The sequence below is a fragment of the Corynebacterium sp. genome (assembly GCF_022712195.1).
Classification (GTDB): Bacteria; Actinomycetota; Actinomycetes; order Mycobacteriales; family Mycobacteriaceae; genus Corynebacterium.
Map to the genome: position 1 here is coordinate 15,168 of NZ_JALAGY010000030.1, position 26,405 is coordinate 41,572.

General features: G+C 70.0%; 27 protein-coding genes. 20 read left to right on the forward strand and 7 right to left on the reverse strand.

From position 1 onward, the window contains the following. Positions 1–8 precede the first annotated feature (8 nt). The gene (locus tag Q0A34_RS03755; RefSeq protein WP_291478574.1) at positions 9–1,316 is read right to left on the reverse strand and encodes a D-arabinono-1,4-lactone oxidase; all 1,308 of its coding nucleotides are present in this window, start codon (positions 1,314–1,316) and stop codon (positions 9–11) included. Further along, complete coding sequence (locus Q0A34_RS03760) at positions 1,313–2,485, reverse strand: amino acid deaminase/aldolase (protein WP_291478576.1); 1,173 nt, start codon at positions 2,483–2,485, stop codon at positions 1,313–1,315. The genes Q0A34_RS03755 and Q0A34_RS03760 overlap by 4 nt, the downstream gene beginning before the upstream one ends. A gap of 62 nt (positions 2,486–2,547) precedes the next feature. On the opposite strand from Q0A34_RS03760, the gene nadA reads away from it, so the two are divergent. From nadA to Q0A34_RS03795, 7 genes are all read left to right on the forward strand, one after another. Further along, positions 2,548–3,630 (forward strand): quinolinate synthase NadA, encoded by a 1,083-nt coding sequence (gene nadA, locus Q0A34_RS03765; protein ID WP_291478578.1) that lies wholly within the window; start codon positions 2,548–2,550, stop codon positions 3,628–3,630. 32 nt (positions 3,631–3,662) lie between these two features. Beyond that, positions 3,663–4,532 carry a carboxylating nicotinate-nucleotide diphosphorylase gene (gene nadC, locus Q0A34_RS03770; protein WP_291478658.1) on the forward strand — a complete coding sequence of 290 codons (870 nt, stop codon included), beginning with the start codon at positions 3,663–3,665 and terminating at the stop codon, positions 4,530–4,532. Positions 4,533–4,635: 103 nt separating this feature from the next. Beyond that, positions 4,636–5,415, forward strand: coding sequence for a hypothetical protein (locus tag Q0A34_RS03775; RefSeq protein WP_291478580.1), 780 nt, complete (start codon positions 4,636–4,638; stop codon positions 5,413–5,415). A 46-nt stretch (positions 5,416–5,461) separates the two neighbouring features. Beyond that, on the forward strand, positions 5,462–9,025 hold the full coding sequence (dnaE, locus tag Q0A34_RS03780; protein ID WP_291478582.1) for a DNA polymerase III subunit alpha: 3,564 nt from the start codon (positions 5,462–5,464) through the stop codon (positions 9,023–9,025). 8 nt (positions 9,026–9,033) lie between these two features. Then, complete coding sequence (locus Q0A34_RS03785; protein ID WP_291478587.1) at positions 9,034–9,669, forward strand: YigZ family protein; 636 nt, start codon at positions 9,034–9,036, stop codon at positions 9,667–9,669. A gap of 20 nt (positions 9,670–9,689) precedes the next feature. Further along, positions 9,690–9,920 (forward strand): hypothetical protein, encoded by a 231-nt coding sequence (locus Q0A34_RS03790; protein WP_291478589.1) that lies wholly within the window; start codon positions 9,690–9,692, stop codon positions 9,918–9,920. A gap of 3 nt (positions 9,921–9,923) precedes the next feature. Further along, the gene (locus Q0A34_RS03795; protein WP_291478591.1) at positions 9,924–10,280 is read left to right on the forward strand and encodes an RNA-binding S4 domain-containing protein; all 357 of its coding nucleotides are present in this window, start codon (positions 9,924–9,926) and stop codon (positions 10,278–10,280) included. On the opposite strand, the gene Q0A34_RS03800 is transcribed toward Q0A34_RS03795, so the two are convergent. The 4 genes from Q0A34_RS03800 to Q0A34_RS03815 are packed head-to-tail and all read right to left on the reverse strand — an operon-like array spanning position 10,262 to position 13,140. Beyond that, positions 10,262–11,239 (reverse strand): hypothetical protein, encoded by a 978-nt coding sequence (locus Q0A34_RS03800; protein WP_291478593.1) that lies wholly within the window; start codon positions 11,237–11,239, stop codon positions 10,262–10,264. The genes Q0A34_RS03795 and Q0A34_RS03800 overlap by 19 nt on opposite strands. Further along, positions 11,236–11,739: a hypothetical protein gene (locus tag Q0A34_RS03805; RefSeq protein ID WP_291478595.1), complete on the reverse strand. Its 504-nt coding sequence runs from the start codon at positions 11,737–11,739 to the stop codon at positions 11,236–11,238. The genes Q0A34_RS03800 and Q0A34_RS03805 overlap by 4 nt, the downstream gene beginning before the upstream one ends. A 16-nt stretch (positions 11,740–11,755) precedes the next feature. Next, positions 11,756–12,592, reverse strand: coding sequence for a BRCT domain-containing protein (locus tag Q0A34_RS03810; protein ID WP_291478597.1), 837 nt, complete (start codon positions 12,590–12,592; stop codon positions 11,756–11,758). 11 nt (positions 12,593–12,603) lie between these two features. Next, a complete protein-coding gene (locus tag Q0A34_RS03815; RefSeq protein ID WP_291478599.1) occupies positions 12,604–13,140 on the reverse strand; it encodes a TetR/AcrR family transcriptional regulator in 537 nt (178 codons plus the stop codon). Positions 13,141–13,252: 112 nt separating this feature from the next. On the opposite strand from Q0A34_RS03815, the gene Q0A34_RS03820 reads away from it, so the two are divergent. Both Q0A34_RS03820 and Q0A34_RS03825 read left to right on the forward strand, forming a co-directional pair. Continuing rightward, complete coding sequence (locus Q0A34_RS03820) at positions 13,253–13,936, forward strand: hypothetical protein (RefSeq protein WP_291478600.1); 684 nt, start codon at positions 13,253–13,255, stop codon at positions 13,934–13,936. Next, on the forward strand, positions 13,936–14,454 hold the full coding sequence (locus Q0A34_RS03825; RefSeq protein ID WP_291478602.1) for a hypothetical protein: 519 nt from the start codon (positions 13,936–13,938) through the stop codon (positions 14,452–14,454). The genes Q0A34_RS03820 and Q0A34_RS03825 overlap by 1 nt, the downstream gene beginning before the upstream one ends. Before the next feature lie 13 nt (positions 14,455–14,467). On the opposite strand, the gene Q0A34_RS03830 is transcribed toward Q0A34_RS03825, so the two are convergent. Continuing rightward, positions 14,468–16,123, reverse strand: coding sequence for a hypothetical protein (locus Q0A34_RS03830; protein ID WP_291478604.1), 1,656 nt, complete (start codon positions 16,121–16,123; stop codon positions 14,468–14,470). Positions 16,124–16,212: 89 nt separating this feature from the next. Here Q0A34_RS03830 and hisD point away from each other — a divergent pair, with 89 nt between their 5' ends. Genes hisD through Q0A34_RS03885 form a run of 11 tightly spaced genes read left to right on the forward strand, consistent with a single transcriptional unit; the run spans position 16,213 to position 26,394 of the window. Further along, positions 16,213–17,523, forward strand: a complete 1,311-nt coding sequence (gene hisD / locus Q0A34_RS03835) for a histidinol dehydrogenase (RefSeq protein ID WP_291478605.1) — start codon at positions 16,213–16,215, stop codon at positions 17,521–17,523. Next, a complete protein-coding gene (locus tag Q0A34_RS03840; protein WP_291478607.1) occupies positions 17,523–18,647 on the forward strand; it encodes a histidinol-phosphate transaminase in 1,125 nt (374 codons plus the stop codon). The genes hisD and Q0A34_RS03840 overlap by 1 nt, the downstream gene beginning before the upstream one ends. Then, positions 18,644–19,240: an imidazoleglycerol-phosphate dehydratase HisB gene (hisB, locus tag Q0A34_RS03845; RefSeq protein ID WP_291478609.1), complete on the forward strand. Its 597-nt coding sequence runs from the start codon at positions 18,644–18,646 to the stop codon at positions 19,238–19,240. Before Q0A34_RS03840 ends, hisB begins: the two co-directional genes overlap by 4 nt. Then, a complete protein-coding gene (locus Q0A34_RS03850) occupies positions 19,237–20,496 on the forward strand; it encodes an MFS transporter (protein WP_291478610.1) in 1,260 nt (419 codons plus the stop codon). The genes hisB and Q0A34_RS03850 overlap by 4 nt, the downstream gene beginning before the upstream one ends. 46 nt (positions 20,497–20,542) lie before the next feature. Further along, the gene (gene hisH / locus Q0A34_RS03855) at positions 20,543–21,205 is read left to right on the forward strand and encodes an imidazole glycerol phosphate synthase subunit HisH (protein ID WP_291478612.1); all 663 of its coding nucleotides are present in this window, start codon (positions 20,543–20,545) and stop codon (positions 21,203–21,205) included. A gap of 37 nt (positions 21,206–21,242) precedes the next feature. Beyond that, complete coding sequence (gene priA / locus Q0A34_RS03860) at positions 21,243–22,001, forward strand: bifunctional 1-(5-phosphoribosyl)-5-((5-phosphoribosylamino)methylideneamino)imidazole-4-carboxamide isomerase/phosphoribosylanthranilate isomerase PriA (protein WP_291478614.1); 759 nt, start codon at positions 21,243–21,245, stop codon at positions 21,999–22,001. Continuing rightward, positions 21,994–22,992 (forward strand): inositol monophosphatase, encoded by a 999-nt coding sequence (locus Q0A34_RS03865; protein ID WP_291478616.1) that lies wholly within the window; start codon positions 21,994–21,996, stop codon positions 22,990–22,992. Before priA ends, Q0A34_RS03865 begins: the two co-directional genes overlap by 8 nt. 7 nt (positions 22,993–22,999) lie before the next feature. Then, the gene (hisF, locus tag Q0A34_RS03870; protein WP_291478617.1) at positions 23,000–23,776 is read left to right on the forward strand and encodes an imidazole glycerol phosphate synthase subunit HisF; all 777 of its coding nucleotides are present in this window, start codon (positions 23,000–23,002) and stop codon (positions 23,774–23,776) included. Beyond that, positions 23,773–24,168 (forward strand): phosphoribosyl-AMP cyclohydrolase, encoded by a 396-nt coding sequence (gene hisI, locus Q0A34_RS03875; protein ID WP_291478619.1) that lies wholly within the window; start codon positions 23,773–23,775, stop codon positions 24,166–24,168. The genes hisF and hisI overlap by 4 nt, the downstream gene beginning before the upstream one ends. Then, positions 24,161–25,720, forward strand: coding sequence for an anthranilate synthase component I (locus Q0A34_RS03880; protein ID WP_291478621.1), 1,560 nt, complete (start codon positions 24,161–24,163; stop codon positions 25,718–25,720). Before hisI ends, Q0A34_RS03880 begins: the two co-directional genes overlap by 8 nt. Beyond that, a complete protein-coding gene (locus Q0A34_RS03885; protein ID WP_291478622.1) occupies positions 25,717–26,394 on the forward strand; it encodes a TIGR02234 family membrane protein in 678 nt (225 codons plus the stop codon). The genes Q0A34_RS03880 and Q0A34_RS03885 overlap by 4 nt, the downstream gene beginning before the upstream one ends. Positions 26,395–26,405 lie beyond the last annotated feature (11 nt).

Consider the following 26,405-nt stretch of genomic DNA (forward strand, 5'->3'; position numbering starts at 1 on the left):
CCCGGACACTAGAGCCCGAAGACCCGGTCGACCATCGTGTTGCGGAACACCCCGTCCGGGTCGACGCGCGCCCGGAGGTCGGCGACGTCGCCCAGGTGCGGGTGGACGGACGCGAGCGACGCATGGTCGAGTGTGTGCAGCTTGCCCCAGTGGGGACGCCCCCCGGCGGCGACGAGCACCGGCTCGACCACGGCGAACAGTTCGCGGTAGTCGTCGCGGTGGTAGCGGTGCACCGCGACATAGCAGGACTCCCTCCCGTAGGCGGTCGACAGCGGAACCGCGTCCGCCGCGGTGCAGCGCACCTCGATGGGGAAGCCGACGGGCAGGCGGGAGGCGCCGATCACCCGGTGCACCTCGCTGAGCACCTCGGAGGCGTCGGCGAGGGGGACGGCGTACTCCATCTCGTTGAACCGCACCCGGCGGGGTGAGACGAAGACGTTGTGTGCGGTGTCGGCGTACTCGCGCTGGGCCAGCGTCGCCGCGGCCAGCCGGTTCATCGCCCCGGTCGTGCGCGGGGCGAGGTGCATCAGTCCGCACATCGCACCGAAGGCGGCGTTGCTGACGATCTCGTCGTCGATGACGGACCGCCAGCGCGGGACGGGGCCCGGCAGACCCGCCCTGGCGGCCTCGGCCGGGGTGAAGCGGGTGTTGGTCTTGACGTGGGCGACGTCGGTACCCGGGAACCAGTAGTACTCCAGGTGGTCCACGGCCGCGGCACGCGCCGGGAACTCCCCGACCAGGGGAGCCAGTGGTTCGGCCCTCTCCACGGCGGACAGGACGAACGACTCCACCACCGACATCGTGATCCGGGTGGTGACACCCAACGCGCCCAGTGACACACGTCCCAGGTCGAAGAGGGGGTCACCGGGGCCGACGTCGTGCACGGCGCCGTCGGCGGTGACGGTGCGCAGCCGACGCACCATCCCGGCGAACCCGGTCAGCCCGATGCCGGTACCGTGGGTGCCGGTGCTCACCGCCCCGGCCAACGCCTGCGGGTCCACGTCCCCCTGGTTCGCCAGCGCCAGGCCGTGCGGACGCAGCAGGGCGGGGACGTCACGCAGGCGGGTACCGGCGAGGAAGGTGACCTCCATCGCGTCGGTGTCGACCGCGACGACACCGCTGAGGCGGTCGAGGTTCACCAGCACCCCGTCGGTCGCCGCCACCGGGGTGAAGGAGTGGCCAGCGCCGACCGCCTTCACCCTCAGGCCGTCCTCCACCGCACGCCGGACCACCTCGACGACCTCGGCCTCGGTGGCGGGCTGGACGAACCGTGCGGGCTCGGCGGTCTGCGCGCCGGACCAGTTGTGCCATCTCATGTGAAGATCCTTCCCTCACCCCGGTAGGTGGTCCACTCGTCGATGATGTCGCCGTCACTGACCACCAGGACGGTGTCGGTGAACTCGGCCTGTTCGCCGGCCTTGGCGTGCCGGAACCACACGTGGTCACCCAGGTTCATGGCCGTGGCCACCTCGCCACGTAGGGGTGTCTGCACCTCGCCGGCGCCCTCGGTGGAGGTCAGCGACAGGCCGCGGGGGTAGTCGACCACCGGCTGCCGGTCGGTGCCGGGCGGCCCGGAGGCGATCCTGCCGCCGCCGGCGACGGTGATGAAGTCGGGTGCGGGCCGTCGCACGACAGGCAGCACGAACCACTCGGCCGACAGGGGCCGGAACGAGGAGTAGTTGTCGAACAGGCCCGGCCCCACGACACCGGAGCCCGCGCCGATCTCCGTGACGGCGGTCTCGGCGACCGTCGACTCGATCGACCCCGTGCCCCCGCCGTTGACGAACTCGAGGTCCACCCCCACCGAGCGGACCGCGTCGACGATGGCCGCCCGACGACCCGCCAGTTCCCTGGCGGACACCCGCTTCACCGCCGTGACCAGCGGAGAAGAGTCCGTGGTGCCGGCGATCTGCCCCTCATAGGCCATCAGTCCCACCAGGGCGAAGCCGTCCCGTTCGTGGACCTGCCGGGCCAGGGTGCGGGCCTGCTCCACGGAATGCACCGGCGAGCGCCGTGCCCCCAGGTGCACCGGTCCCACGGCCAGGGAGGCGTCGATGTCCACGCACACCCGCAGGACGCCGCGTTCGGTCGGCGGGACCACCGCGTCGATGAAGTCCAGGTGCTCCACGGAATCCACCATGACGGTGATCGTCCGCAGGTAGGCCTCGTCGCACATCAGCTGGTGGAGCAGTTGACGGTCGGCGCTGGGGTAGGCGACGAGGATGTCGTCGCTGACACCCTCGTCGGCCAGCCACAGTGCCTCGCCCAGGGAATAGGACAGCAGTCCGCGGAACCCCGGCCGGTCCAGCAGCCGGCGGATCAGGGGGAGGATACGCACCGACTTCGTCGCCAACCGGATCGGCGTGCCGCCGGCGCGGCGGACCATGTCACCGGCGTTGGCCAGCGCATTGTCCAGGTCGAGGACGGAGAACGGGGCGTCGAGGTGCGCTACCGCCTCGCGCACCGCAGGTCGTGGTGTACTCACGAGGACGAGGATACGTCCCGAAACCCCCCGGTGTGTGGTGGTTTCGGATATCATCACGGGACATGACTGCGACGACTGTTGAACAATTCGGGAGTCCCCTGCTGGAGAGGGTCTTCCGTGCCCCGGGGCACACCGGGCCAGAGGGTGACATCGGCCGATGGGAGGGGGTCGTCGGGGACGCGGAATGGGCCGCGGAGGTCCGTCGGCTCAAGGAACTGAGGAACGCGGTGATCCTCGCGCACAACTACGAGCTGCCCGAGATCCAGGACATCGCCGACCACACCGGGGACTCCCTGGCGCTGTCACGGATCGCCGCCGACACCGACGCCGACGTCATCGTCTTCTGCGGTGTGCACTTCATGGCGGAGACCGCGAAGATCCTGTCGCCGGACAAGACCGTCCTGATCCCCGACGAAGACGCGGGGTGCTCCCTGGCGGACTCCCTCACCGCCGAAGAGCTCGCCGACTGGAAGTCCGAGCACCCCGACGCCCTGGTCGTCAGCTACATCAACACCACCGCCGCGGTGAAGGGCCTCACCGACGTGTGCTGCACCAGCTCCAACGCCGTGGACGTGGTGGCCGGACTGCCCGCGGACCGGGAGATCCTCTTCGGCCCCGACCAGTTCCTCGGTGCCCATGTGCGCCGGCAGACCGGACGGGACGACATCCACGTCTGGGCCGGGGAATGCCACGTCCACGCCGGGATCTCGGGCCCGGAGCTCGCCCGCCGAGCCGAGGAGAACCCCGGGGCGGACCTGTTCATCCACCCGGAGTGCGGCTGCGCCAACTCGGCGATCTACCTCGCCGGCGAAGGGGTGATCGACCCGGAGCGCGTCCACATGCTCTCCACCGGTGAGATGCTCAGCAGCGCGAAGGCCGCCGGGGCGTCGGGGCGGGAGAAGGTGCTCGTCGCCACCGAGGTCGGCATGCTCCACCAGCTCAGGGGAGTGGCGCCCGAGGTCGACTTCGCCCCGGTCAACGAGCGGGCGTCCTGCCCCTACATGAAGATGATCACCCCGGCGGCGCTGCTGCGCTGCCTGGCACTCGGAACCGACGAGGTCGACGTCGACGACGACGTCGCCGACCGCGCGCGGCTCGCCGTCGAACGGATGATCTCCGTCGGGACGCCGGGAGGAGGGGAGTGACCGCGGTACTCCCCGACACCGACCTCGGTGAGATCAGCGGCGACCCCACCCTGTTCTCCTCCCTGGCCTGGGCGGCCCTGCAGGAGGACATCGCCTCCGGGGACGCCACCACCCTGGCCACCGTCCCCGCCGACCTCGTCGGCAGCGGCAACCTCGTGGCACGGCAGGCCGGGGTCGTCTCCGGGACCGACGCCGTCCAGGCGGTGCTGGACGCCGGTGCGTCCTACCAGGTCCTCGGCGGGCGGGTGACTCTGGAGGAACCGGTGGCCAACGGCGCACCGGTCACCCCGGGCACGGTCCTGGGGAGGCTGACCGGGCCGGTACGGGCGATCCTGCAGCTGGAGCGCACCGTACTCAACGTCCTGTCCCACGCCTCGGGGGTGGCGACCCACACCGCCCGGTGGGTCGGGGCGGTGTCCGCCGCCCGCCCCGGAACCGTGGTACGGGACTCGCGTAAGACACTGCCGGGACTGCGGCTGCTGCAGAAACGCGCCGTGGTGCACGGAGGCGGGACCCCGCACCGCTACAACCTCTCCGACCAGGCCATGGTCAAGGACAACCACGTCGTCGCGGGAGGCGGGGTGGTCGCGGCCTACCTGTCCGTCCGGGCCGAGAACCCGTCGCTGTGGTGCGAGGTGGAGGTCGACGACCTGGACCAGCTGCGCGCGGTGCTCGAGGTCGACGTGCCGCCACAGCAGGTCCTGCTCGACAACTTCCCGGTAGCCGACACCGTGACCGCGGTGCAGGTGCGCGACGGACTCGCGCCGGGGGTCCTGCTGGAGTCCTCCGGCGGGCTGACGCTGGACGTCGCCGGGGAGTACGCCGCCGCCGGTGTGGACTCACTCGCGGTGGGGGCGCTGACCCACTCCGTGACCGCACTGGACATCGGGCTGGACCTGTGAGGTACGAGACGCGGATGACGGCGGGGGAAGAGGCCTGACGGACCCGGCCGGCGAAACGGAGACGCAGACGTGTTCGATGGTGAAAGCAGGAGGTGCTTCACCGATGAAGAACCACGGACTGCAGGCGACGGCACTCGTGGCAGGGGTGGGGGTCGCATGGGTACTGGGGGCGTGCACGGGGGCAACGGGTGACGGTGGCCGGGACGACCCGGTCGTCACGGTGACGGCGACGGCCACCCGTAGCGTGGAGGTCACCGTGCCGCCGGGACCGCCGGCAGAGACGGAGTCCCCTGACGACACCGGCGGGATCACCGTGCCCGGCGAAGAAGTCGAGACCTACTTCTCCACGGAAGGCCAGGAGGTCGGCGTGGCGGGCCTCCGACCGGACCGGGAACCGATCGTCGTGCGTGACGTGCCGTCCGCCGGCGGCCGCCCGGTGGCCGAGGTGGACCGGCTCGGCGCGGTGGAACTGGCGGGTCGTGAGTGGAACAACACCGACGACCCCGACGAAGGGTACTGGGCGGAGGTCCGGGTCGACGGGCACCGCGGATGGATGCCCAGCGGGAACCTCTTCCACTTCGGAGGCACCACCGACGTGACCGACGACTACCGGGACCTGCCGACGGCGGCCACTGACGATGAGCTGCTCGAGGCCGTCGGAGAGGAGGCGACCGGGGGAATGGCCGACTGGATCATCCTCACCACCCCGGACTACGCCGGTGAGCCGTTCTACCGCCTGGACGTCACCGGGATGAAGGACGACGCCCAGGCCGGCGAACGGTTGTTCGTCACCGTGGTCCAGGCCGACGGCGGTCACCGTGTCGGCAAGGTCGAGCGCACGCTGGTCTGCCACCGCGGTGTGAGCGGCGGGCTGTGTCTGTAGACGTGCACGGATGAGGTGACTTGCCCTCGCCGGTAGACTGACCCCCATGAAGAAGTCCTCCTTCGTCCACCTGCACAACCACACCGAGTACTCCATGCTCGACGGGATGGCGAAGGTGGACCTGCTCGCCGAAGAGGTCTCACGCCAGGGGATGCCTGCCGTCGGCATGACCGACCACGGCAACATGTTCGGCTCCGACGCCTTCTACCGCGCGATGACCGGTGCCGGCATCAAGCCCATCATCGGTATCGAGTGCTACATGGCACCGGAGTCCCGGCTGGTCAAGGACCGCGTGCGGTGGGGCGAGCCCGACCAGAAACGGGACGACGTGGCCGGTGGCGGCTACTACCTGCACCAGACGATGATGGCGGAGAACGCCACCGGCCTGCGCAACCTCTTCCGGCTGTCCTCGCTGGCCAGTTACGAGGGGCAGGTCTCCAAGTACCCCCGGATGGACGCGGAGATCGTCGCCGAGCACGCCGACGGCATCATCGCCACCACCGGCTGCCCGTCCGGGGACGTGCAGACCCGGCTCCGGCTGGGGCAGTTCGACAAGGCACTCGAGGCCGCCGCGATGTGGCAGGACATCTACGGCAGGGACAACTACTTCCTCGAGCTGATGGACCACGGGCTGGACATCGAGAAACGGGTCCGCGACGAGCTGCTGGAGATCGGTCGCAAACTCGACCTGCCCCCGCTGGTCACCAACGACTGCCACTACGTGCTGCAGAAGCAGGCGAAACCCCACGAGGTCATGCTCTGCGTGCAGACCGGCGCCACCATGGACGAGCCCACCCTGGACGAAGGGGGACGCCGCTTCGCCTTCTCCGGCGACGGCTACTACATCAAACCGGCGGAGGAACTGCGCAACTACTGGGACCCGATCGTCCCGGACGGCTGCGACAACACCCTGTGGATCGCCGAGCGGGTGCAGGACTACGGTGAGCTGTGGGAGGAGCACACCCACGACCGCATGCCGAACTACGACGTCCCGGAGGGGCACACCCCCACCACCTGGCTGCGCCACGAGGTGCACGAGGGGCTCAGGGAGCGTTTCAACGGCGGCGAGGTCCCCAAGGAGTACGTCGACCGCGCGGAGTACGAGATCGACGTCATCGACATGAAGGGCTACCCGTCCTACTTCCTCGTCGTCGCCGACCTGATCAAGCACGCCCGGTCCATCGGTATCCGCGTGGGGCCGGGCCGTGGTTCCGCCGCCGGAGCCCTGGTCGCGTACGCCCTGACCATCACCAACATCGACCCGATCGAACACGGTCTGATGTTCGAGCGGTTCCTCAACCCTGAGCGACCGTCGGCACCCGACATCGACATCGACTTCGACGACCGTAGGCGCGGTGAGATGATCCGTTACGCCGCGGACAACTGGGGCCAGGACAAGGTCGCCCAGGTGATCACCTTCGGCACCGTCAAGACCAAGCAGGCGCTGAAGGACGCGGCCCGTGCCCACCACGGCCAGCCGGGGTTCCAGATCGCCGACCGGATCACCAAGACGCTGCCCCCGGCCCAGGCGGCCAAGGACATCCCCCTGTCCGGCATCATGGACCCCGGACATGAGCGCTACCAGGAGGCCGCGGAGATCCGCAACCTCATCGAGACCGACCCGGTGGTCAAGGAGATCTACGACGACGCCCTCGGACTCGAGGGCGTGGTCCGCCAGGCCGGCGTTCACGCCTGTGCGGTGATCATGGCGTCGGTGCCGCTGCTCGACCACATCCCGATGTGGAAACGACAGCAGGACGGCGCGATCATCACCGGGTGGCCCTACCCAGCGTGTGAGGCCATCGGCCTGCTGAAGATGGACTTCCTGGGTCTGCGCAACCTCACCGTCATCGGTGATTGCATCGAGAACATCAAGAAGAACCGGGGCGAGGACCTCGACCTCGAGGGCCTGACCACCGACGACCCGCAGTCCTACGAACTGCTGGCGCGTGGTGACACGCTGGGCATCTTCCAGCTGGACTCCGGCGGCATGCAGGAGCTGCTGAAGCGGATGAAGCCGACGGGCTTCAACGACATCGTCGCCGCCCTGGCCCTGTACCGTCCGGGACCCATGGGAGTGGGGGCGCACTGGGACTACGCCGACCGCAAGAACGGGCGTAAGCCCATCGAGCCCATCCACCCCGAGCTGGCCGAGGCCCTCGACGAGATCCTGGAGGAGACCTACGGTCTCATCGTGTACCAGGAGCAGATCATGAGGATCTCGCAGAAGGTCGCGAACTACACCGCCGGTCAGGCCGACGGCTTCCGGAAGGCGATGGGCAAGAAGAAGCCGGAGGTGCTGGCCAAGGAGTTCGAGAACTTCGAGGCGGGCATGAAGTCCAACGGTTTCTCGGGTGAGGCGATCAAGACACTCTGGGACACGATCCTCCCGTTCGCCGGCTACGCGTTCAACAAGTCCCACGCCGCGGGATACGGTCTGGTCAGCTTCTGGACCGCCTACCTCAAGGAGCACTACACCGCCGAGTACATGGCCGCTCTGCTGACCTCGGTGGCGGACAAGAAGGACAAGTCCGCGATCTACCTCGCCGACTGCCGCCACCTGGGGATCAAGGTGCTGTCCCCGGACGTCAACGAGTCCGACTACACCTTCAAGCCGGTCGGCCGGGACATCCGGTTCGGACTCGGCGCGGTGCGCAACGTCGGCGAGGACGTCGTCGACTCCATCGTGGCGACCCGCAAGGAGAAGGGGGCGTTCGCCGACTTCTCCGACTACCTCGACAAGATCGACGCCACCGCCTGCAACAAGCGGGTGACGGAGTCACTGATCAAGGCCGGCGCGTTCGACTCCCTCGGGCACCCGCGCAAGGGACTGATGCTGGTCTACGAGGATGCGGTGGATTCCGTCACCTCGACCAAGAAGGCGGCGGCGAGGGGCCAGTACGACCTGTTCTCCGGGCTCGACGCGGTGGAGGACGACGCCTTCAAGGTCGACGTCCCCGACCAGCACTGGGAGCGCAAGCACGAACTCACCCTGGAACGTGAGATGCTCGGTCTCTACGTGTCCGGTCACCCCCTCGACGGATTCGAGGCGTCCCTGGACGCACAGATCGACACCCCGCTGACGACGGTGATCTCCGGCGAGCTGCCGGACAAGCGCACGATCAAGGTCGGCGGGATCATCTCCAGCGTGGACCGTCGTGTGGACAAGAAGGGCAATCCCTGGGCCATCGTGACGATCGAGGACCAGCACGGCGCCCAGATCGAGTTGCTGTGCTTCTCCCGGACCTACGCGATGGTCGCGCCGATGATCGCCGAGGACAACATCATCCTCGCCCAGGCCGAGGTGAGCATCCGGGACGACCGGACCAGCCTGTTCTGCAACGACCTCAAACCCGCTGAACTGTCCGTCGGCGCCGGCGCCGGTGTGCCGCTGCGGTTGCGCATGCGGGTCGACCAGTGCACCCCGGACAACATGGACCGTCTGAAGGGCGTGCTGCACAACAACAAGGGTGACTCCGACGTCTACCTCACCCTCACCGACGGCACCGAGGAACTCCAGTACATGCTGCCCCCGGACCTCCGTGTCGCGCGGACGTCCTCGTTGATGGGCGATCTCAAGGCGTCCACCTGGGCCGGCGTCCTCGGGTGACCCGGCCGGTGAACGTCGCGTACCGGCGCCCGGGCCCCGGACGTCCCGTCGCGGAGACCGAGGTCAGGCGCTCCAGGTTCATCGCCTGCGCCGCCCGGGTGACGGACGAGGACAGTGCCCGGGCGTTCCTCGCCGAGGTCCGCGCGGGGTACCCCGACGCCCGGCACCACTGCAGCGCCTACGTCCTGCACGTCGACGGCGCCAACCCGGTGGAACGCTCCAGTGACGACGGCGAGCCCGCAGGCACAGCCGGGCAGCCGATACTCGAGGTGCTCCGCGGCTCGGGACTGCAGGACATCGCCGTGGTGGTGGTCCGCTACTTCGGCGGCGTCAAGCTCGGGACCGGGGGACTGGTGCGCGCCTACCAGGACGCCACCCGGGAGGTCCTCGACGGTGTCCCCGTGACGCGTCGTGAACCACGGGACGTGTGGGCCCTCGAGGTGGGCCACGCTGACGCGGGAAAGGTCGAGTCGGAGCTCAGGGCCCGGGGACTGTCCGTCGAGGCGTCCTACGGTGCCTCGGTGACGCTGACTCTCACTCTCCCCGCCGGTGACGACCCCGGCGGGCTTGTCAGGGAAATCTCAGCCGGGACACTGGATGTTGTACGGGCCGGCGCCCGTTGGGAGGACGTCGCGGCGGGGTGAACCGGGGTAGAATGACGGTCATGACCATGAACAACTACTCCGACAATCCCGTCGCCCGTCGCAAGGAGGACGTTCGCACACGTTCACGGTCCATCCAGGTCTCCGGGGGTGTCGCGGTGGCGGGAGGGGTGCTCGCGGTGCTGACACCGGCCACGGGGCTGTTCCTCACGATCGCCGTGGTCGCGCTCGTGGTCCTGGGGTGGAACGCGGTGAAGGTCCGTGAGGTGCTCAACCACAAGGACGAGTGGTGAGCGGTGACCCGGATCGACGCCTGGGTGTGGGCGGTACGTCTGTACAAGACACGCTCCGCCGCCGCCGAGGCCTGCCGCGCCGGCCACGTCAAACTCAATGACGCCGCGGTGAAACCCGCGCAGACCGTGGCGGTGGGTGACCGTGTCCGGGCCTGGGTGAACCACCGGGAGCACATCGTCGAGGTCGCCGAACTGGTGTCGAAACGGGTCGGGGCCCCGCGGGCCCGGCAGTGCTACGTGGACCACTCACCGCCGCCACCGCCGAAGGAGGTGCTGGCCTCCATCCCCCGGCGGGGCCGGGGTGCCGGACGCCCGACGAAGCGGGAGCGGCGCCAGATCGATCAGCTCCGCGGCCGCTGACCCATCTTCTGCCACCTGTTGCCGAGACGTCCGGGGCGCGAGGAGGCATGGTCGCCGATGTGCACCGTGCGGCGGATGTGGTCGCGGCCGTAGGTGAACAGAAGCAGGTCGTCGATGAGCCGGACCTGTCCCGGAGGGTAGCCGTAGCCCATCGTCTCCTGCAGGCGTGCCAGGGCCTCCGGTGAACACAGCACACTGAGCTCGCCGATCGTGGTGACCCCGTTCGCGGCGAGCATGTCCACGGCGAACCTGTAGTAGTCGGCCTTGGACATCGGGTAGCCGTTGCCGATGAGCATGGTGAGCACCCCCGGCAGCATCGTGGCGGTGAGTTCGGTCTCGTCGGTGGCGTCACCGTCGGTGCTGGTGGCGCGGGCGATGGAGTCGAACTGCTGGTCAGCCAGTTCAATGAGACCGGCGGCCAGGGTGAAGGCGCGGTGCACCTCCGGGCTGATCTCGTGGCCCGGGTTCTTGTAGCGCACGTCGTGCTCGAACTCCGCCCAGGCGTGCTGCAGGACCGTCCGGATCTGTATCTCGATCAGGCGTCCCTCCAGCTCCACCAGCGACGGCAGCGTGGAACTGGTGATCCGGGCGATCACGTGGGAGGACGCGTAGCCGAACTCGCCGCGCTCCGCGGTCTGCGCGGACTTGTCGGTGACCGAGACCACGTCGAAGAGACTGCGCATCACACCGACCAGCAGCACGATGTCGGAGGTGGTGTAGACGGTGACGCGCACACCGAGGACGTCGTAGGCGGAGTCGAAGTCGCGGTAGTCCGGGTGGACGGTGTCGTGGATCTTCGCGAGGTAGCTGCCGCGGTCCTTGATCCGCACCGACACCTGGTCGAAGGCGATGCCAGCGTCGGAGAGCTCGTCGGAGAGTACCTTCTGGATGTCCGTGACCACGGTGGGGTGCTCGGCGAGCCACGTGTCGAAGTCGCGCAGGACGGCGGAGTCTTTCATGTCACCGACTCTAGCGCCTGACAGTGACCCGTAGAGATGTCCACCGGTCCGGTGCAGGGCACCGGGGGAGCGGACCCCGGGGACACGAACAGGCGCTGGTCGGCCGTGACGAAGAACAGGGTGGGGCAGGACCTCTCGGCGAGGATGCGGTGGGTCGGGACCGCGAGCCGTGGGTGGGCGATCAGCCCCGCCGCCGGGAACGGGGCCCCGCTGACCGCGATCTCCCTGACCCCCGCACCGTGCTCACGGTGACGCAGGGCCGTCCCGTGCGCCCGTGTGAGGGACCCCAGCTCGGTGAGCATGGCGTCAGCCGCGTCCTGCCACAGGAGCGACGCGCTGGTGCGGCGTGACCCCAGGTCGCCGACGGTGACCCTGAGCGGACCGTCCTGCACGACCGCACCGAGACCGCCGCCGAGGGGCACGGTGACCAGCGAGGCAGGGTCGTAGGGGTCGTGGTCGCAGGTGGCGGGGACGACGAGGAGACGCAGTTTCCGGTTCATACCGGTAGAGAGACTCCTAGAAGGGTGCGGAGGTTCCCTTCACCTCGTCGAGGTCGGGCCGGCGTGACTTCCCGAGCGCCGAGAGCAGCTCGTCGAAACTCCACAGGGTGATGTCCTGACCCTTCTCCCTGAGTTCGCGGGCACGCTTCTCCTTGCTGGTCACAGACCCCCACTCGCCGATGACCAGCAGGGTCGTCTTCTTGGTGACGTTCTTGCCCACCGAGGCCCCGGCCTCGGCGATCATGTCCCAGACCTCTCCCTTCTCGTAGGGGGCGAAGTCACCGGTGACGGTGACATGCTGCCCGAAGATCGGCCCGTTGGCGTCGGCCCCGGGGTTCGGTTCCGGGACGGTGTCGGGTGTCGCGACGCGCTGCCAAGTCTGCTGCGGGGACCTGTGGGAGGACGGGGATGCGACATCAGCCTGGGGGTCGGCCGAGGCCTGCGCCTGCTGTGCCGGGTCGTTCTCCCCCTGCTCCGCAGGAGCGGCGGGGACGGTGTCGAGCGGCACACCGGACTGCAGGTTGGTCAGCAGCTGGTGGACCCGGGTGAACTGCTCCTGCTGGCCGGGGCCGAAGACCACGATGTTCGACGCCCCCCGCGTCGCCGGGAAACCCCGCACGGGCCGCAGGACCGCGTCCTCCGCCGGGGCCGCCGGGGAGAACTGGATCCAACCGGGGGAGTCGTCGGTCGGTGCATGTCGGTACCAGCCGCGCAGGTCGGCCGGGGACAGCGTCAGTTCGGCCGGCAACAGGGTCTGCCCCATCGGGGTCCTCCGGACCCGCACCCCGTCGTCGTCGACCGTGACGTCTGCCCCGTGGGCGGTGACCGTGTGCGCTGCAGCCGTGGTACTCATAGCGTCCGATCCTAGTTCCCGAGACCGTCCAGGACGAGGTCGACCCCGGAGAGCACCTGCGGCACCGTGCGGGGTTCCACACCCGCGGCCTGGGCGGTCTGCACGTCCGTCGCAGCGCCCAGCAGGTACCGCGACAACACCCACCCGGTCAGCCCGCGGTCCGGGGAGGGGGACCCCTCCAGGGCCTCGGCGAGAGTCTCCGCCGGGTCCCGGGTCGCCGTACCGGCGGCCAGGGCGGCGGCGACGACCTCGGCACCGTCCCTGATCCCCAGCAACTGCCCCAGCAGCCGGGACGCCGTGGAGTACGTGCGTTCCCGCCAGGAGCCGGGCGACGTCCCCTCCCCGGCGGCATCCGACGGCACCTCCGTGGCGAGGATCCGTCCGGCGATGCCGCCGAGGAGGTCCTGCTTGCTGGGGAAGTGCCAGTACAGGGCCCCGGGGGCGACATCGAGCGTGCGCGCCAGCCTCCGCATGGTCAGGTCGCCGAGACCGTACTCGGTGAGGATGTCGACGGCGGCGGTGAGGATTCGGTCACGGTTGAGCTGCACGCGGCCCAGTGTAGTGCTCCCGGGCACTCCCGTCCGCCCGCGGCTAACGTTCCCGGGGCCGGCGACGTTGTAGGGTCGTAGCTGTACAACTAGCGTGAGAAGGGAACCACGAATGTCACCACGGGTGTCAGGCCACCGGCCGGGAATAACCAGGGCCGTACTCGCCGGGGTCGTCGCGACGACCCTGGGACTGGCCGCCTGCGGCTCGGACGACGCTGACGGGGACAGCGCCACCAGCACGACAGCCAGTTCCTCCGCCGCCGCCACCAGTGAGAAGACGTCGACCGGGGCATCGGAGAGCTCGGAAGCCTCGGAGTCCGCCGCGCCGGACGCCGACGAATCCGCGGAGCCGGCACCGGACGAGCGCCCGGAGGGCGACGGGGAGGGCGATCGACCGGCGGACGCCCCGCCGCCCGCACCCGCGAACGCCCCGGCAGGGAACGCCGCCAACGGTGACGATGCTGCGCAGATCACGGCCCTGGAGAAGGGGTTCGGGGAGGACCGTTCCTACAGCGACTATCTGCGGTACACCTATGAGCACACCTGCAACGCGGACCTTGACCAGGCCGGCGGCCGGGACGCGTTGATGCAGGACGCAGGGGCCAACGGTGACCTGGCGCAGAAGCCGACCAGCGAAGTGATGGGTACGCTCCCCGTTATCCACGGTGTCAACGACATCCGCGTCAACGGTGACCGGGCGACTGCTAATCTCGATCAGACGATGAACGGCAACCGCCAGACGCTGCCGAAGAACTATGTCCGCGAAAACGGGCAGTGGAGGACCTGTATCGCCTGATGGCATCTCGTCGCGTACTGATCGGACAGTCGGCGAAGACCCTCACGGTCTTCCTGGCTGTCTTCAGCATTTCCGGACTTCTGTGGGGCTGGTGGCGGCCCGCGGTGACCGCCGTGGTCACCGACACCGGTGCCGCTGAACTCGACCCCGCCACAGCCGGGGCGCCCTTCCAGTCCTTCGCGGTGTTCGCGCTGGCCACCGGCCTGCTCGGCGGTGTTCTCGCGGGATGGTCGTTCTGGCGCTCACCCCGCCTGCGGGGACCGGTGATGCTGCTGGCGGTCACCGCCCTGGCCTTCCTCGGTGCCGCGGTGTTCCTGCTCTTCGGCAACTGGCTCGCCGACACCCTGCACGGCACGGAGGTCACCGCCGGGACGGCGGACAGTCTCAGCCCGGGGGAGAGCGTCTCCGTCATCTCCAGGGTATCCGGCGCCGCCGGATACCTCGCCGCCCCCGCCGCGGCGGCCGTGGTCTACTGGGCCTGCTCGCTCTTCGCCCCGGACACGGCCTTCGAACGCTGACCCGGGGTGGTTCTCACCGCCCCCGGAGCTGGCGCAGCTCGCGGTAGGCCTGCCAGACCGACCCTCCGGTGCCATCGACCCCGTCGATGTCGACGTCGGGCACCGTCTCCTCGGGGACGAGCATCAGTTCGCCGTGTGCGCGGTCGAGTGCCACGTCGCACGACGAGTCCTCGCCGCGTTCCAGGTGCAGCGACGCCGCCGCCACCCAGTTCATCGCGGCACTGCTGTGGTCCCTGGCCTCCGTGAAGGACCGGGCCGCCCGCGTGGCGTACTCCAGGGCCAGGTCCTCACGGCCGGCCTCCTCCCAGATCGCCGACATGTCCTCGTTCCAGTCACCCAGGTGCCAGCACAGCATAGGGTCGTCCCCCGTCTCCTCCAGGATCCGGCGTGACCGCTCCATCAGCTCCACCGCCCGGGAGGTGTCGCCGACGTTCAGGTGTTCACGGGCACCGGTCCGCAACGCCTGTGCCGCGGCCAGAGGACGGTCCAGGTCACGGTAGAGGGCGCAACTGCGTTCGAGCAGGCCCGCGGTCACCACGTGCTGCCCGGAGGAGGACGCGGCGACACAGGCCATGGTGAGGCACGCCAGTGTCCGTTCGGTGTCCGGGGTGAGGGTCGACCAGTCCGCCGTCGCCACGGCCAGTGCCAGGCCCTCCTCCAGGTCGCCCACCCCGATCGCCGCACGGGCCCGCACGGCACGGAGGTTCAGCAGGGCGGGGGAGACCGGGGCACCGGCGGCGGCCTCGTCGACACGGACCGCCAGATCATGCGCCGCGGCGTAGTCGCCCTCGGCGTTGAGCAGCTGGCAGGCCTGCTCCGCCCGGTGCATGCCCTCCAGGGGAGCACCGAGTTCCAGGGCGATCTCGGCGCACCGGCGCCAGTGCGCCAGCACCGACTCGTTGTCGTCGGCCGTGAGGGCGAAGTACCCCAGCAGGTCGTGGGCCTCGTAACGCGTGGTGGGGGAGTCGGACTCCAGCATGCCGGTGGCGACAGCCACAGCGGCGTCGACGTCACCGTCGGCGTGCAGCTGCTGGGCGCGGGTCAGCTCCAGGTCCCCGGGCGAGACCGACCCGAGGGTGAACCGGTCGGCGAGTTCCCGGAACACCGGCCGCAACGGTGCGGTCTCCGGCGTCGCCAGCGACGTGGCGCAGGTCAGCCCGCCCATCGCCGCCAGCGACAGGCAGGTGGCCTGGTGCCGGGACAGGTCTGCCCCGGTGACCGTCGGGTCGTCGGCCACCGTCGGGCCGTCCGCCACGGGGCGGAAGGACAGGATGGACCCCTTCAGGTCCTCGAGCAGGTGCGCCGCGGGCGGCAGGGCACCGAGGTCGACCCCGTCGGACTCCACGACCATCGCCACCAGGCACAGGGCCGAGTTGGCGAGCACCGCCGAGGCGTGGTCGTCGTTGTCCCGGGCCAGGTGCCGCCACTCGAAGACGGCCTCGGCGGCCTCCTCGTGGAGTTCGAGCCGGTCGGCCACCGCCGCACGCAGGACGTGGAACTCGGTCCGCAGGTGTGCGGGGGTGTCCGCCGGGAGATCGGTGTCCGGGTCCGACAACCAGTGCCGTGTCCCGAACTCACTGGTGAGGCGCCAGCTCGTGGCGTGGTCTCCGGCGGACGTCGCGGCGACGGACGCCTGCAGCAGCTCGACGAGTGATGACTGCGGTGCCACTGGTGACCCTCCGTCCTTTCTTCGCTGTGGTAACGGGCTAGAATCACAACACGTTACCCGTTCACCGACCCTGGAGACGATCCCACGCCATGCTCTCGCGCCTGGACCTGAGGGGCCAGACCCCCTCCACCGCCGAACTCCGTCGAATCCTGCCGCGTGGCGGCACCGACATCGACCATGTTCTCCCGGCGGTGACACCGGTCGTGGAGGACGTCCGTGCACGTGGTGCGGAGGCGGCGCTGGAGTACGGCGAGAAGTTCGACCACGTCCGTCCGTCGTCGGTCCGGGTGCCCGAGGACGTCGTCGCCGCGGCGCTCCGCGACCTGGACCCCACGGTCACCGACGCGCTGCAGGAGGCCATCCGGCGGGTCCGTGCCTTCCACGGCTCCCAGAAACCGAAGGACGTCTCGGTGGAGGTCGCGCCCGGCGGTGTCGTCTCGGAACGGTGGATCCCGGTCAACCGCGTGGGCCTGTACGTCCCCGGCGGCAACGCGGTGTACCCCTCGTCGGTGATCATGAACGTCGTCCCCGCCCAGGAGGCCGGCGTCGGGAGCCTGGTGGTGTCCTCACCGCCGCAGGCCGACTTCGGCGGGTGGCCGCACCCGACCATCCTCGCGGCGTGCTCCCTGCTCGGCGTGGACGAGGTCTGGGCCGTCGGCGGCGGGCAGGCCGTCGCCCTGATGGCCTACGGCGACGCGGACCTGGAGCCGGTCGACATGATCACCGGCCCGGGCAACATCTTCGTCACCGCCGCCAAGCGTCTGTGCCGCTCGGTCGTCGGGATCGACTCCGAGGCCGGCCCCACCGAGATCGCGGTCCTCGCCGACGCCACCGCCGACCCGGTGGCCGTCGCCTACGACCTCATCAGCCAGGCAGAGCACGATGTCATGGCGGCGTCGGTGCTGATCACCGACTCCGTCGAGTTCGCCGACGCCGTCGACCGCGAGATCGGGGACCGCTACCGCGTCACCCTCAACGCCGACCGTGTGGCGGAGGCGCTGACCGGCGAGCAGTCCGGCATCATCCTCACCGACTCCCTCGACGAGTCGGTCCGGGTCGCCGACGCGTACGCCGCCGAGCACCTGGAGGTGCAGACCGCGGACTCCGCGGCTGTCGCCGCCAGGATCACCAACGCAGGCGCCGTCTTCGTCGGCCACTACGCACCCGTGCCGTTGGGCGACTACGCCGCCGGGTCCAACCACGTGCTGCCGACCTCCGGGACAGCCCGGCACTCCTCCGGGCTGTCCACCCACACCTTCCTGAAGCACGTCGACGTCATCTCCTACGACCGGGACGCGCTCAAGGAGGTCGCGGACACCGTGACCGCACTGGCGGACGCCGAGCAACTGCCCGCGCACGGGGAAGCCGTGCGCGCCCGTTTCGAGACCAGGGAGCGATGATGACCGGCACAGTCTCACTGGGCGACCTCCCCCTGCGCCCCGAACTACGCGGCAAGTCCGCCTACGGTGCGCCGCAGCTCACCGTCGCCAACCAGCTCAACACCAACGAGAACCCGTACCCGCCGAGCCAGGGCCTGGTGGACGACCTCGTCGCGGAGGTCAGGCGCCTGGCGTCCACGCTGAACCGCTACCCGGAACGCGACAGCGTCGAACTGCGCCGGGAGCTGGCGTCCTACGTGACACGGCAGACCGGTGTGACGGTGGGCGTGGACAACGTCTGGGCCGCCAACGGGTCCAACGAGATCCTCCAGCAGCTGCTGCAGGCCTTCGGCGGACCGGGGCGCAGCGTACTCGGGTTCACCCCGAGCTACTCGATGCACCCCATCCTCGCCGCCGGTACGCAGACGGAGTTCATCGACGTCCCCCGCAACGGGGAGGACTTCGCCATCGACGTCGGGGAGGCGGTCCGGCACATCGGGGAGAGGCGGCCGGACATCGTCTTCGTCACCACCCCGAACAACCCCACCGGAGGGGTGACCCCAGTCGCGGACCTGCGCCGGATCCTCGACGCCGCCCGGGAGACCGGCGCGGTCGTGATCGTCGACGAGGCCTACGCCGAGTTCTCCGCCGGGCCCAGCGCCACGGCGCTGATCGCGGAGTACCCCGCCACTCTGGTGGTCTCGCGGACGATGTCCAAGGCCTTCGACTTCGCCGGCGGGCGGCTCGGCTACTTCGTCGCCGACCCGGCGTTCATCGAGGCGGTGATGCTCGTCCGGCTCCCGTACCACCTCTCGACCCTCTCGCAGGCCGCGGCGACCGTCGCGCTGCGGCACAGCGACGAGACACTGGCCACCGTCGACGCCTTGCGCAGCGAACGCGACAGGGTGGTCGCGGCGCTGACCGACCTCGGATACGGTGTGGTGCCGAGCGAGTCGAACTTCGTCTTCTTCGCCGTCCCCGGGGACGCGGGCGACGCACACGGGGTCTGGCAGCGCTTCCTCGACCGCGACGTCCTCATCCGGGACGTCGGGGTGCCCGGCCACCTGCGGATGACCGTCGGTCTCCCGCAGGAGAACGACGCCTTCCTCGCCGCAGCAGCAACGATCATCGGAGAACACACGTGAGAACCAGCCGCATCGAACGCACCACCAGGGAATCCTCGATCACCGTCGAGATCGACCTCGACGGGACCGGACGCACCGACATCTCCACCGGCCTGCCCTTCTTCGACCACATGCTCACCGCCTTCGGCTCCCACGGCTGCTTCGACCTGACCGTGCACGCCGACGGTGACACGGAGGTCGACGCCCACCACACCGTCGAGGACACCGCCATCGTCCTCGGTCAGGCGATCGGCGAGGCCCTCGGCGACAAGAAGGGCATCCGCCGGTTCGCGGACTCCTACATCCCCATGGACGAGACCCTCGCGCAGGCCGTGGTGGACGTCTCCGGTCGCCCCTACTTCGTGGCCACCGGTGAGCCGGAGACCATGCTCACCACCGTGATCGGCGGACACTACGCCACCGTGATCAACGAGCACTTCTTCGAGACCCTCGCCGCCAACGCCAGGATCGCGCTGCACGTGCGGTGCCTGTACGGCCGCGACCCCCACCACATCACCGAGGCCGAGTACAAGGCGGTCGCCCGTGCCCTGCGTGCCGCGGTGGAGCCGGATCCGCGGGTGACGGGGGTGCCGTCCACGAAGGGGACCCTGTGACCGTTCTCTCGGTCAGGGGCGTGCCCCTGATGCTGCTGAGCGTGTTCTGCGCCTTCCTCGGATGGTCGATGCTGCTGCCGGTCATCCCTGTGGCGATGCTCGACGCGGGCTACGGGGACTCCCTGGCGGGGCTGTCCACCGGCGTGTTCATGGCGGCGACGGTGCTCACCCAGGTCTTCGTGCCGCGACTGCTGCGCCGGTGGGGGTACGTGCCGGTGATGGTCTCCGGGGCGCTGCTGCTCGGCGTCCCGTCCGTGCTCTACCTCATCGACGCCGGGTCATGGCTGGTCCTGCTGGTCTCGGCGGTCCGGGGCGTGGGCTTCGGGGCCGTCACGGTGGCCCAGTCCGCGCTCCTCGCCGAACTGGTCCCCGCCCACCAGCTGGGGCGGGCGAACGCCTTTTTCGGGGCCTCGATCGGCATCGGCGAGATCATCGGCTTCACCGTCGGCCTGCCGCTGTACACCCACGCCGGTGACCTGGTGTTCCTCGTCGCCGTGGGGTGCGGGGCCGTCGGCGGTGCCGGCGCCCTGGGGATCCCGGCCCTGCAGGCCGCCCGTCCGGACAAGGGCGCAGACCGGACGGAGAAGGCGACCCGGACCCGGGCGCCGCTGTGGAAGCTGGTCCTCGTGCCGATCGTCGGGCTGTGCACCGGTGCCATGGGCTTCGGCGCCTTCTCGACCTTCACCGCCCCCGCCGTCGGGGGAATCGACGCCTCCGCCGCCGCGACCCTCGCCGGGGTCACCCTGGCGGTCATCGGCGCGGGTCAGATCCTGGGACGCACCGTCTCCGGGTGGTGGGCCGACCGGGTCGGGGAACCCGGCCGGCTGGTGGTCGTGGCCTCGCTGTTCTGCGTCGGCGGGATGCTGGCGATGTCCCTGCTCATCACCGCCGCCCCTGTCGGTGGAGCGCTGGTCGGCGGGGCACTCGGGGCCGCGGCCGTCTTCGGCCTAGGCTTCGGCGCGATCCAGTCCGAGACGCTGCTGATGATGTTCTCCCGGATGCCGAAGGAACGTGTCTCGGACGCCTCCGCGATGTGGAACATCGGGTTCGACTCCGGCACCGGGGCAGGGTCCTCCGTGCTGGGGGTCACCGCCGCCACCACCGGGTACGGTGGTGCGTTCGTGGTGGGTGCGGGTCTGGTCGGTCTCGGTACCGCCACCCTCGCCGGCGACCGCGTGCTCGGCCGGCACAGGGTCGCCGAGCACCACAACGTGCGGACCCGGCTGCGGAGGCTGCGTCCGGGCGGCGAGCGGTAGGGCCGGAGCGTCCCCTGCGCCACCGCGCCTTGTAGGATCACTGACCATGGTGGAAAAAGCATCCCCGACGGTCGCGCTCCTGGACTACGGCTCCGGCAACCTGCGCTCGGCGCAGCGGGCCCTGGAGCACGCCGGGGCGGAGGTCACAGTCACCGCCGACCCGGACACCGTCCTCGGTGCCGACGGGCTGCTCGTCCCCGGCGTCGGGAACTTCGCCGCGTGCATGACGGGCCTCCGCGCGGTCCACGGCCCCCGGCTTATCGGGGAACGGCTGGCAGGGGGACGGCCGGTCCTCGGAATCTGCGTCGGCATGCAGGTCCTCTTCGACCGTGGGGTCGAAGGTGCTGAAGGTGACGACGGCGCGGGCACCGGAGGGTGCGGCGAATGGCCCGGCACCGTGACCCGCCTGGAGGCGTCCGTCCTTCCGCACATGGGGTGGAACACGGTCGACGCCCCGGAGGGGTCCCGGATGTTCGCCGGCGCCGCGCCGGACGAGCGCTACTACTTCGTCCACTCCTACGGGGTGCGTGACTGGGAGCTCGAGACCGACGGGCACACCGTGGCCCCGTCGGTGACGTGGGCGACCCATGAACGGTGCCGCTTCGTCGCCGCCGTCGAGAACGGCCCGTTGTGGGCCACCCAGTTCCACCCGGAGAAGTCCGGCGACGCCGGCGCCCGCCTGCTGCGCAACTGGCTCGCCACGTTCTAGACCGTCCCGCCCTGAATCTCGCGATAGGATACTTCACATGACTCTCACTCTGCTCCCCGCCGTTGACGTCGCCGACGGTCAGGCTGTCCGTCTCGTCCAGGGGGCCGCAGGCACCGAAACAAGCTACGGCGCACCCCTGGACGCGGCCCTGGCCTGGCAGAACGCCGGTGCCGAGTGGGTGCATCTGGTGGACCTGGACGCCGCCTTCGGCAAGGGGAGCAACTTCGACCTGCTCAACGAGGTCATCGGCCGGCTCGACGTCAAGGTGGAGCTGTCCGGGGGCATCCGCGACGACGCCTCCCTGGAACGGGCGCTGTCCACCGGGTGCAGGCGGGTGAACATCGGCACCGCGGCACTGGAGAACCCGGACTGGTGCGAGAAGATCATCGCCGAGCACGGGGACCGGGTCGCCATCGGCCTCGACACCCGTCAGGTCGACGGCGAATGGCGCCTGCGCGGACGCGGCTGGGTCTCCGACGGCGGCGACCTGTGGGAGGTCCTGGAACGACTCGACTCCCAGGGTTGCTCCCGCTTCGTGGTCACGGACGTCTCCCGTGACGGCATGCTCAACGGCCCGAACATCGACCTGCTGCGTGACGTCGCCGCGGCGACGTCGGCACCGGTGGTGGCCTCCGGCGGGATCTCCAGCCTCGACGACATCCGGGCCCTGGCCGGCGTCGTGGAGGAGGGGGTGGACTCCGCGATCGTCGGCAAGGCGCTGTACGCGGGGAAGTTCACCCTGGAGGAAGCTCTGGAGGCCGCACGCGGCGGGTCACAGGCGGTGCCTGGTGAGTGACGAGATCGACACCCGGGCACTGCTGGCCATCGCCGAGGCGGCCGTCGACGAGGCCGAGACGACCTTCTCTGCCGCCGTCGGAGCCGAACCGTCGGTGATGAAGAGCCCCGGTGACTTCGCCACCGAGGCCGACCTCAGCGTGGAACGCCAGCTACGCCACCTGTTGACCAGCTACACCGGCCTGCCCGTCCACGGCGAGGAGTACGGCGTGGTGCGTCCCGGGGACCCGGTCGAGGTCAACCCGAACGACGACAAGGCCGACGACCTCGACGGGCCACGGCGGGACCGCTCCGACACCGGGACGAGGGTCACCGACGCCGACGCCCTCGACCGGGCCGACGCCGACAAGAACCCCGGCCTCGACGAGCTCCCCGAGACCTGCTGGGTCGTCGACCCCATCGACGGCACGGCGAACTACGCGGTGGGCAACCCCTTCTGCTGCATCCTCGTCTCCCTGGTGCACAAGGGGGAGGCGGTGGTGGCGGTCACCGAGATGCCGCTGCTGGGCCAACGCATCACCGCCAGGAAGGGCCACGGACTCTACGTCGACGGGCACCCCGCCCGGCCGATGCTGCCCTCCGACCCGGGTGTCACCCAGATCAGCTTCGGGTCGATCCTGTCTCAGCGGCGCGGCAACCTGCCGATCTCGTACCGGCAGGACATGCTCAACGCGATCGGCCGGACGTACCCGCGCATGCGGGTCACCGGGTCGTGCGGGATCGACCTGGCCTTCACCGCCGCCGGTGTCTTCGGCGGCACCGTCACATTCAGCCCGAACCTCTGGGACAACGCCGCCGGTATGCTGCTGGTGCGTGAGGCGGGGGGAGTGGTCACCGACTTCAACGGTGACCCGTGGCGTCCCGGCGTCTCCGGTCTGGTGGCCGGGGAACCCGAGGTCCACTCGATCCTGCTGGACCACATCCGTTCGGTGCCGATCGGCACCGCCGCACGAAACGCCCAGGAGATCATGGACCGGGGAGGAATAAGGTGACGCACCGATGAGTGTTGCAGTACGGGTCATCCCGTGTCTCGACGTCGACGACGGACGGGTGGTCAAGGGGGTGAACTTCCAGAACCTCAGGGACGCCGGCGACCCCGTCGAACTCGCCGCACGCTACGACGCCGAGGGCGCCGACGAGCTGACCTTCCTCGACGTCTCGGCGTCGAAGGCGGGGCGTGGCACGATGCTCGACGTGGTGCGCCGGACCGCGGACCAGGTGTTCATCCCGTTGACCGTCGGCGGCGGGGTGCGCTCCGAGGAGGACGTGGACCAGCTGCTGCGCGCCGGTGCCGACAAGGTCTCGGTGAACACCTCGGCCATCCACCGTCCCGAACTTCTCCGGGAACTCTCCGCGCGCTTCGGCGCCCAGTGCATCGTGCTGTCCGTCGACGCCCGGCGGGTGCCTGAGGGCGGCGAACCGCAGCCCAGCGGATTCGAGGTGACCACCCACGGAGGCTCCCGGTCCGCCGGCATCGACGCGGTGGAGTGGGCTGTCCGCGGGCAGGAACTCGGGGTGGGGGAGATCCTGCTGAACTCCATGGACGCCGACGGCACCCGCGACGGCTTCGACCTGGAGCTGCTCGCCCTGGTGCGTGCTGCGGTCACCATCCCGGTCATCGCCTCCGGCGGGGCGGGGAAGGTCGGGGACTTCCCGCCCGCCGTGCACGCCGGGGCGGACGCGGTCCTCGCCGCCTCCGTCTTCCACTTCGGCGAGATCACCGTCCACGACGTCAAGGACGCGATGGCGGCCGAGGGCGTCGAGGTCCGCCGATGAGTGCGGTGACCACCGACGCGGACATCCGCCGGGTCGACCTCGCGCCGGACATCGCCGCCCGCCTGAACCGCAACGACGCCGGCCTCGTCGCCGCCGTCGTTCAGGAGAAGGCCACCGGTGACGTCCTGATGCTCGCCTGGATGGACGACCACGCCCTGGCCCACACGCTCGCCACCCGCCACGCGACCTACTGGTCACGCTCCCGCGGGGAGTACTGGGTGAAGGGGGAGACGTCCGGGCACACCCAGTACGTCCACGAGGTGCGCCTCGACTGCGACGGCGACACCGTCCTGCTGACCGTCGACCAGACCGGCGGCGCCTGCCACACCGGAGACCACACCTGCTTCGACGCCGACCGGCTCCTCCAGCCTGAAAGACCAGTAGATGAGTGACCAGAACGACTCCACCGACCCCTACCAGATCACGAGTTTCGAGACCTTCCGGCGCCTGGCCGCACGTCACCGCGTCGTCCCGGTCGCGCGCAAGGTCCTCGCCGACGGGGAGAGCGCGCTGAGCGCCTACACGAAACTCGCCGGCGGCCGTCCCGGCACCTTCCTCCTCGAGTCGGCCGCCCCGGGCCAGTCCTGGTCGAGGCACTCCTTCATCGGCACCGGTGCACGCTGTGCCCTGACCGCGAAGAACGGTGACGTCCACTGGATCGGCACCCCGCCGGCCGGGGCGCCTGAGGGCACCGACCCGCTCGAGGTGATCCGCGAGAGCCTCGCACTGCTGCACACCGACCCGATGCCCGGGCTGCCCACCCTGACCTCCGGTCTGGTCGGCTACATGGGACACGACGTGATCCGCTACATCGAGGACATCCCGGACACCTGCACCGACGACCTGCAGGTCCCCGACATGGTGCAGCTGCTCGCCGACACCCTGGCCGTCATGGACCACCACGAGGGCACCGTCTGGCTCATCGCCAACGCCGTGAACTGGGACGGGTCCGACGACCGGGTGGAGGGCGCCTACGCGGACGCCGTCGCCCGGGTCGACGAGATGGAACGGCGGCTGGCCTCCGGTGCCCGCCTGCCCTCGGCGACGTTCTCCACCCCGGCACCGCAGCCGCGCCGTCAGCGCAGCCTCGACGACCACAAGGCCCGCATCGAGACCTGCAAGGAGCACATCCGTGCAGGTGACGCCTTCCAGATCGTCCTGTCGCAGCGCTTCGAGCTGGACACCGAGGTGCCGGGACTGGACATCTACCGCATGCTCCGGGTGTCCAACCCCAGCCCGTACATGTTCCTGCTCAACGTGCCTGACGAGTCCTTCACCGAGACCGCCTTCCAGATCATCGGTTCCTCACCGGAGTCCTTGGTGCAGGTCTCCGACGGCCGGGTGACGACCTTCCCCATCGCCGGCTCCCGGCCGAGGGGCGCCACCTTCGAGGAGGACGAGCTCATGGAGAAGGAGCTCGTCAACGACGAGAAGGAGAACTCCGAGCACCTGATGCTCGTCGACCTGGGCCGCAACGACGTCGGCCGGGTCTGCGCCCCCGGGACCGTGGAGGTCCACGACTTCCGGCACGTGGAGCGCTACAGCGCGATCATGCACCTGGTCTCCGGGGTCAGCGGCCGGCTCGCCGAGGGGAAGACCGCGCTCGACGCCTTCGTCGGAACCTTCCCGGCAGGGACGCTCTCGGGCGCACCGAAGCCCTCGGCGCTGACCATCATCGACGAACTGGAGGACACGCGGCGAGGCGTCTACGGTGGGACCGTGGGCTACTTCGACTTCTCCGGGAACGCCGACCAGGCGATCGCCATCCGTACCGGCCTGTACAAGGACGGGACGGTGTACGTCCAGGCCGGGGGCGGGATCGTCGCAGACTCCGACCCCGACGCCGAGGACGAGGAGACCAGGAACAAGGCCCTGGCCGTCCTCCGTGCCGTCGCCGCGGCGGAGACGATGGTCGACGTCGCGCCGGCGGAGGTTGACCGGTGAAACGACTGGGTGGACGGAGCCTCGCGCTGCTGCTGACCGTTCTGGGTGCCGCCGGTCTCTGGGGCGCCGGGCAGATGACCTGGCTGACCGTGACCGTCGACGACGACAAGAGCGGCGAGACCGTCAAGAACATCATCGGCTCGGTGTGGGACGCCGCCGGGACACCCCTGGCCCTGGCCATGCTCGCCGCGATGATCCTGTCGATGGCGCTGCAGCCCCTGGCCCGACGGATCCTGGGCGGGGTGTCGGCGCTGCTCGCCGCCCTCGCCGGTGTCGCCGCGGTCAACCTGCTCGCCGGTGAACCGGACCTCAGCCGGGCGCAGGCGCTGCTCGTCAGCGGGGCCGGCACCCAGCGTGAGTCGGACCCCGTGCAGATCTCCGAGTGGGCGACCGTCCTGGACGGGCAGGTCCACGCCGCGCCGGTGGTCCTGTTCCTGGCCTCCGCGGCCCTCGGGGTCGTCGGTGGTGTGCTGCTGGCCATGAAGCCGGGGCCCGCCCGTTCCGGGCACAGCAGGTACGAGACACCGGAGGCCCGCCGGGACGGCGTGGAGAAGGACCTGGACGACAACCCGGGATCCGGACGTGTGATGTGGGACGCCCTCGACGCCGGGGTGGACCCGACCGACCGTGGTGCTGACGGGAGTGACACGGACGAGGGGGAGCGGCGGGTGTGACGCCCGCGTCA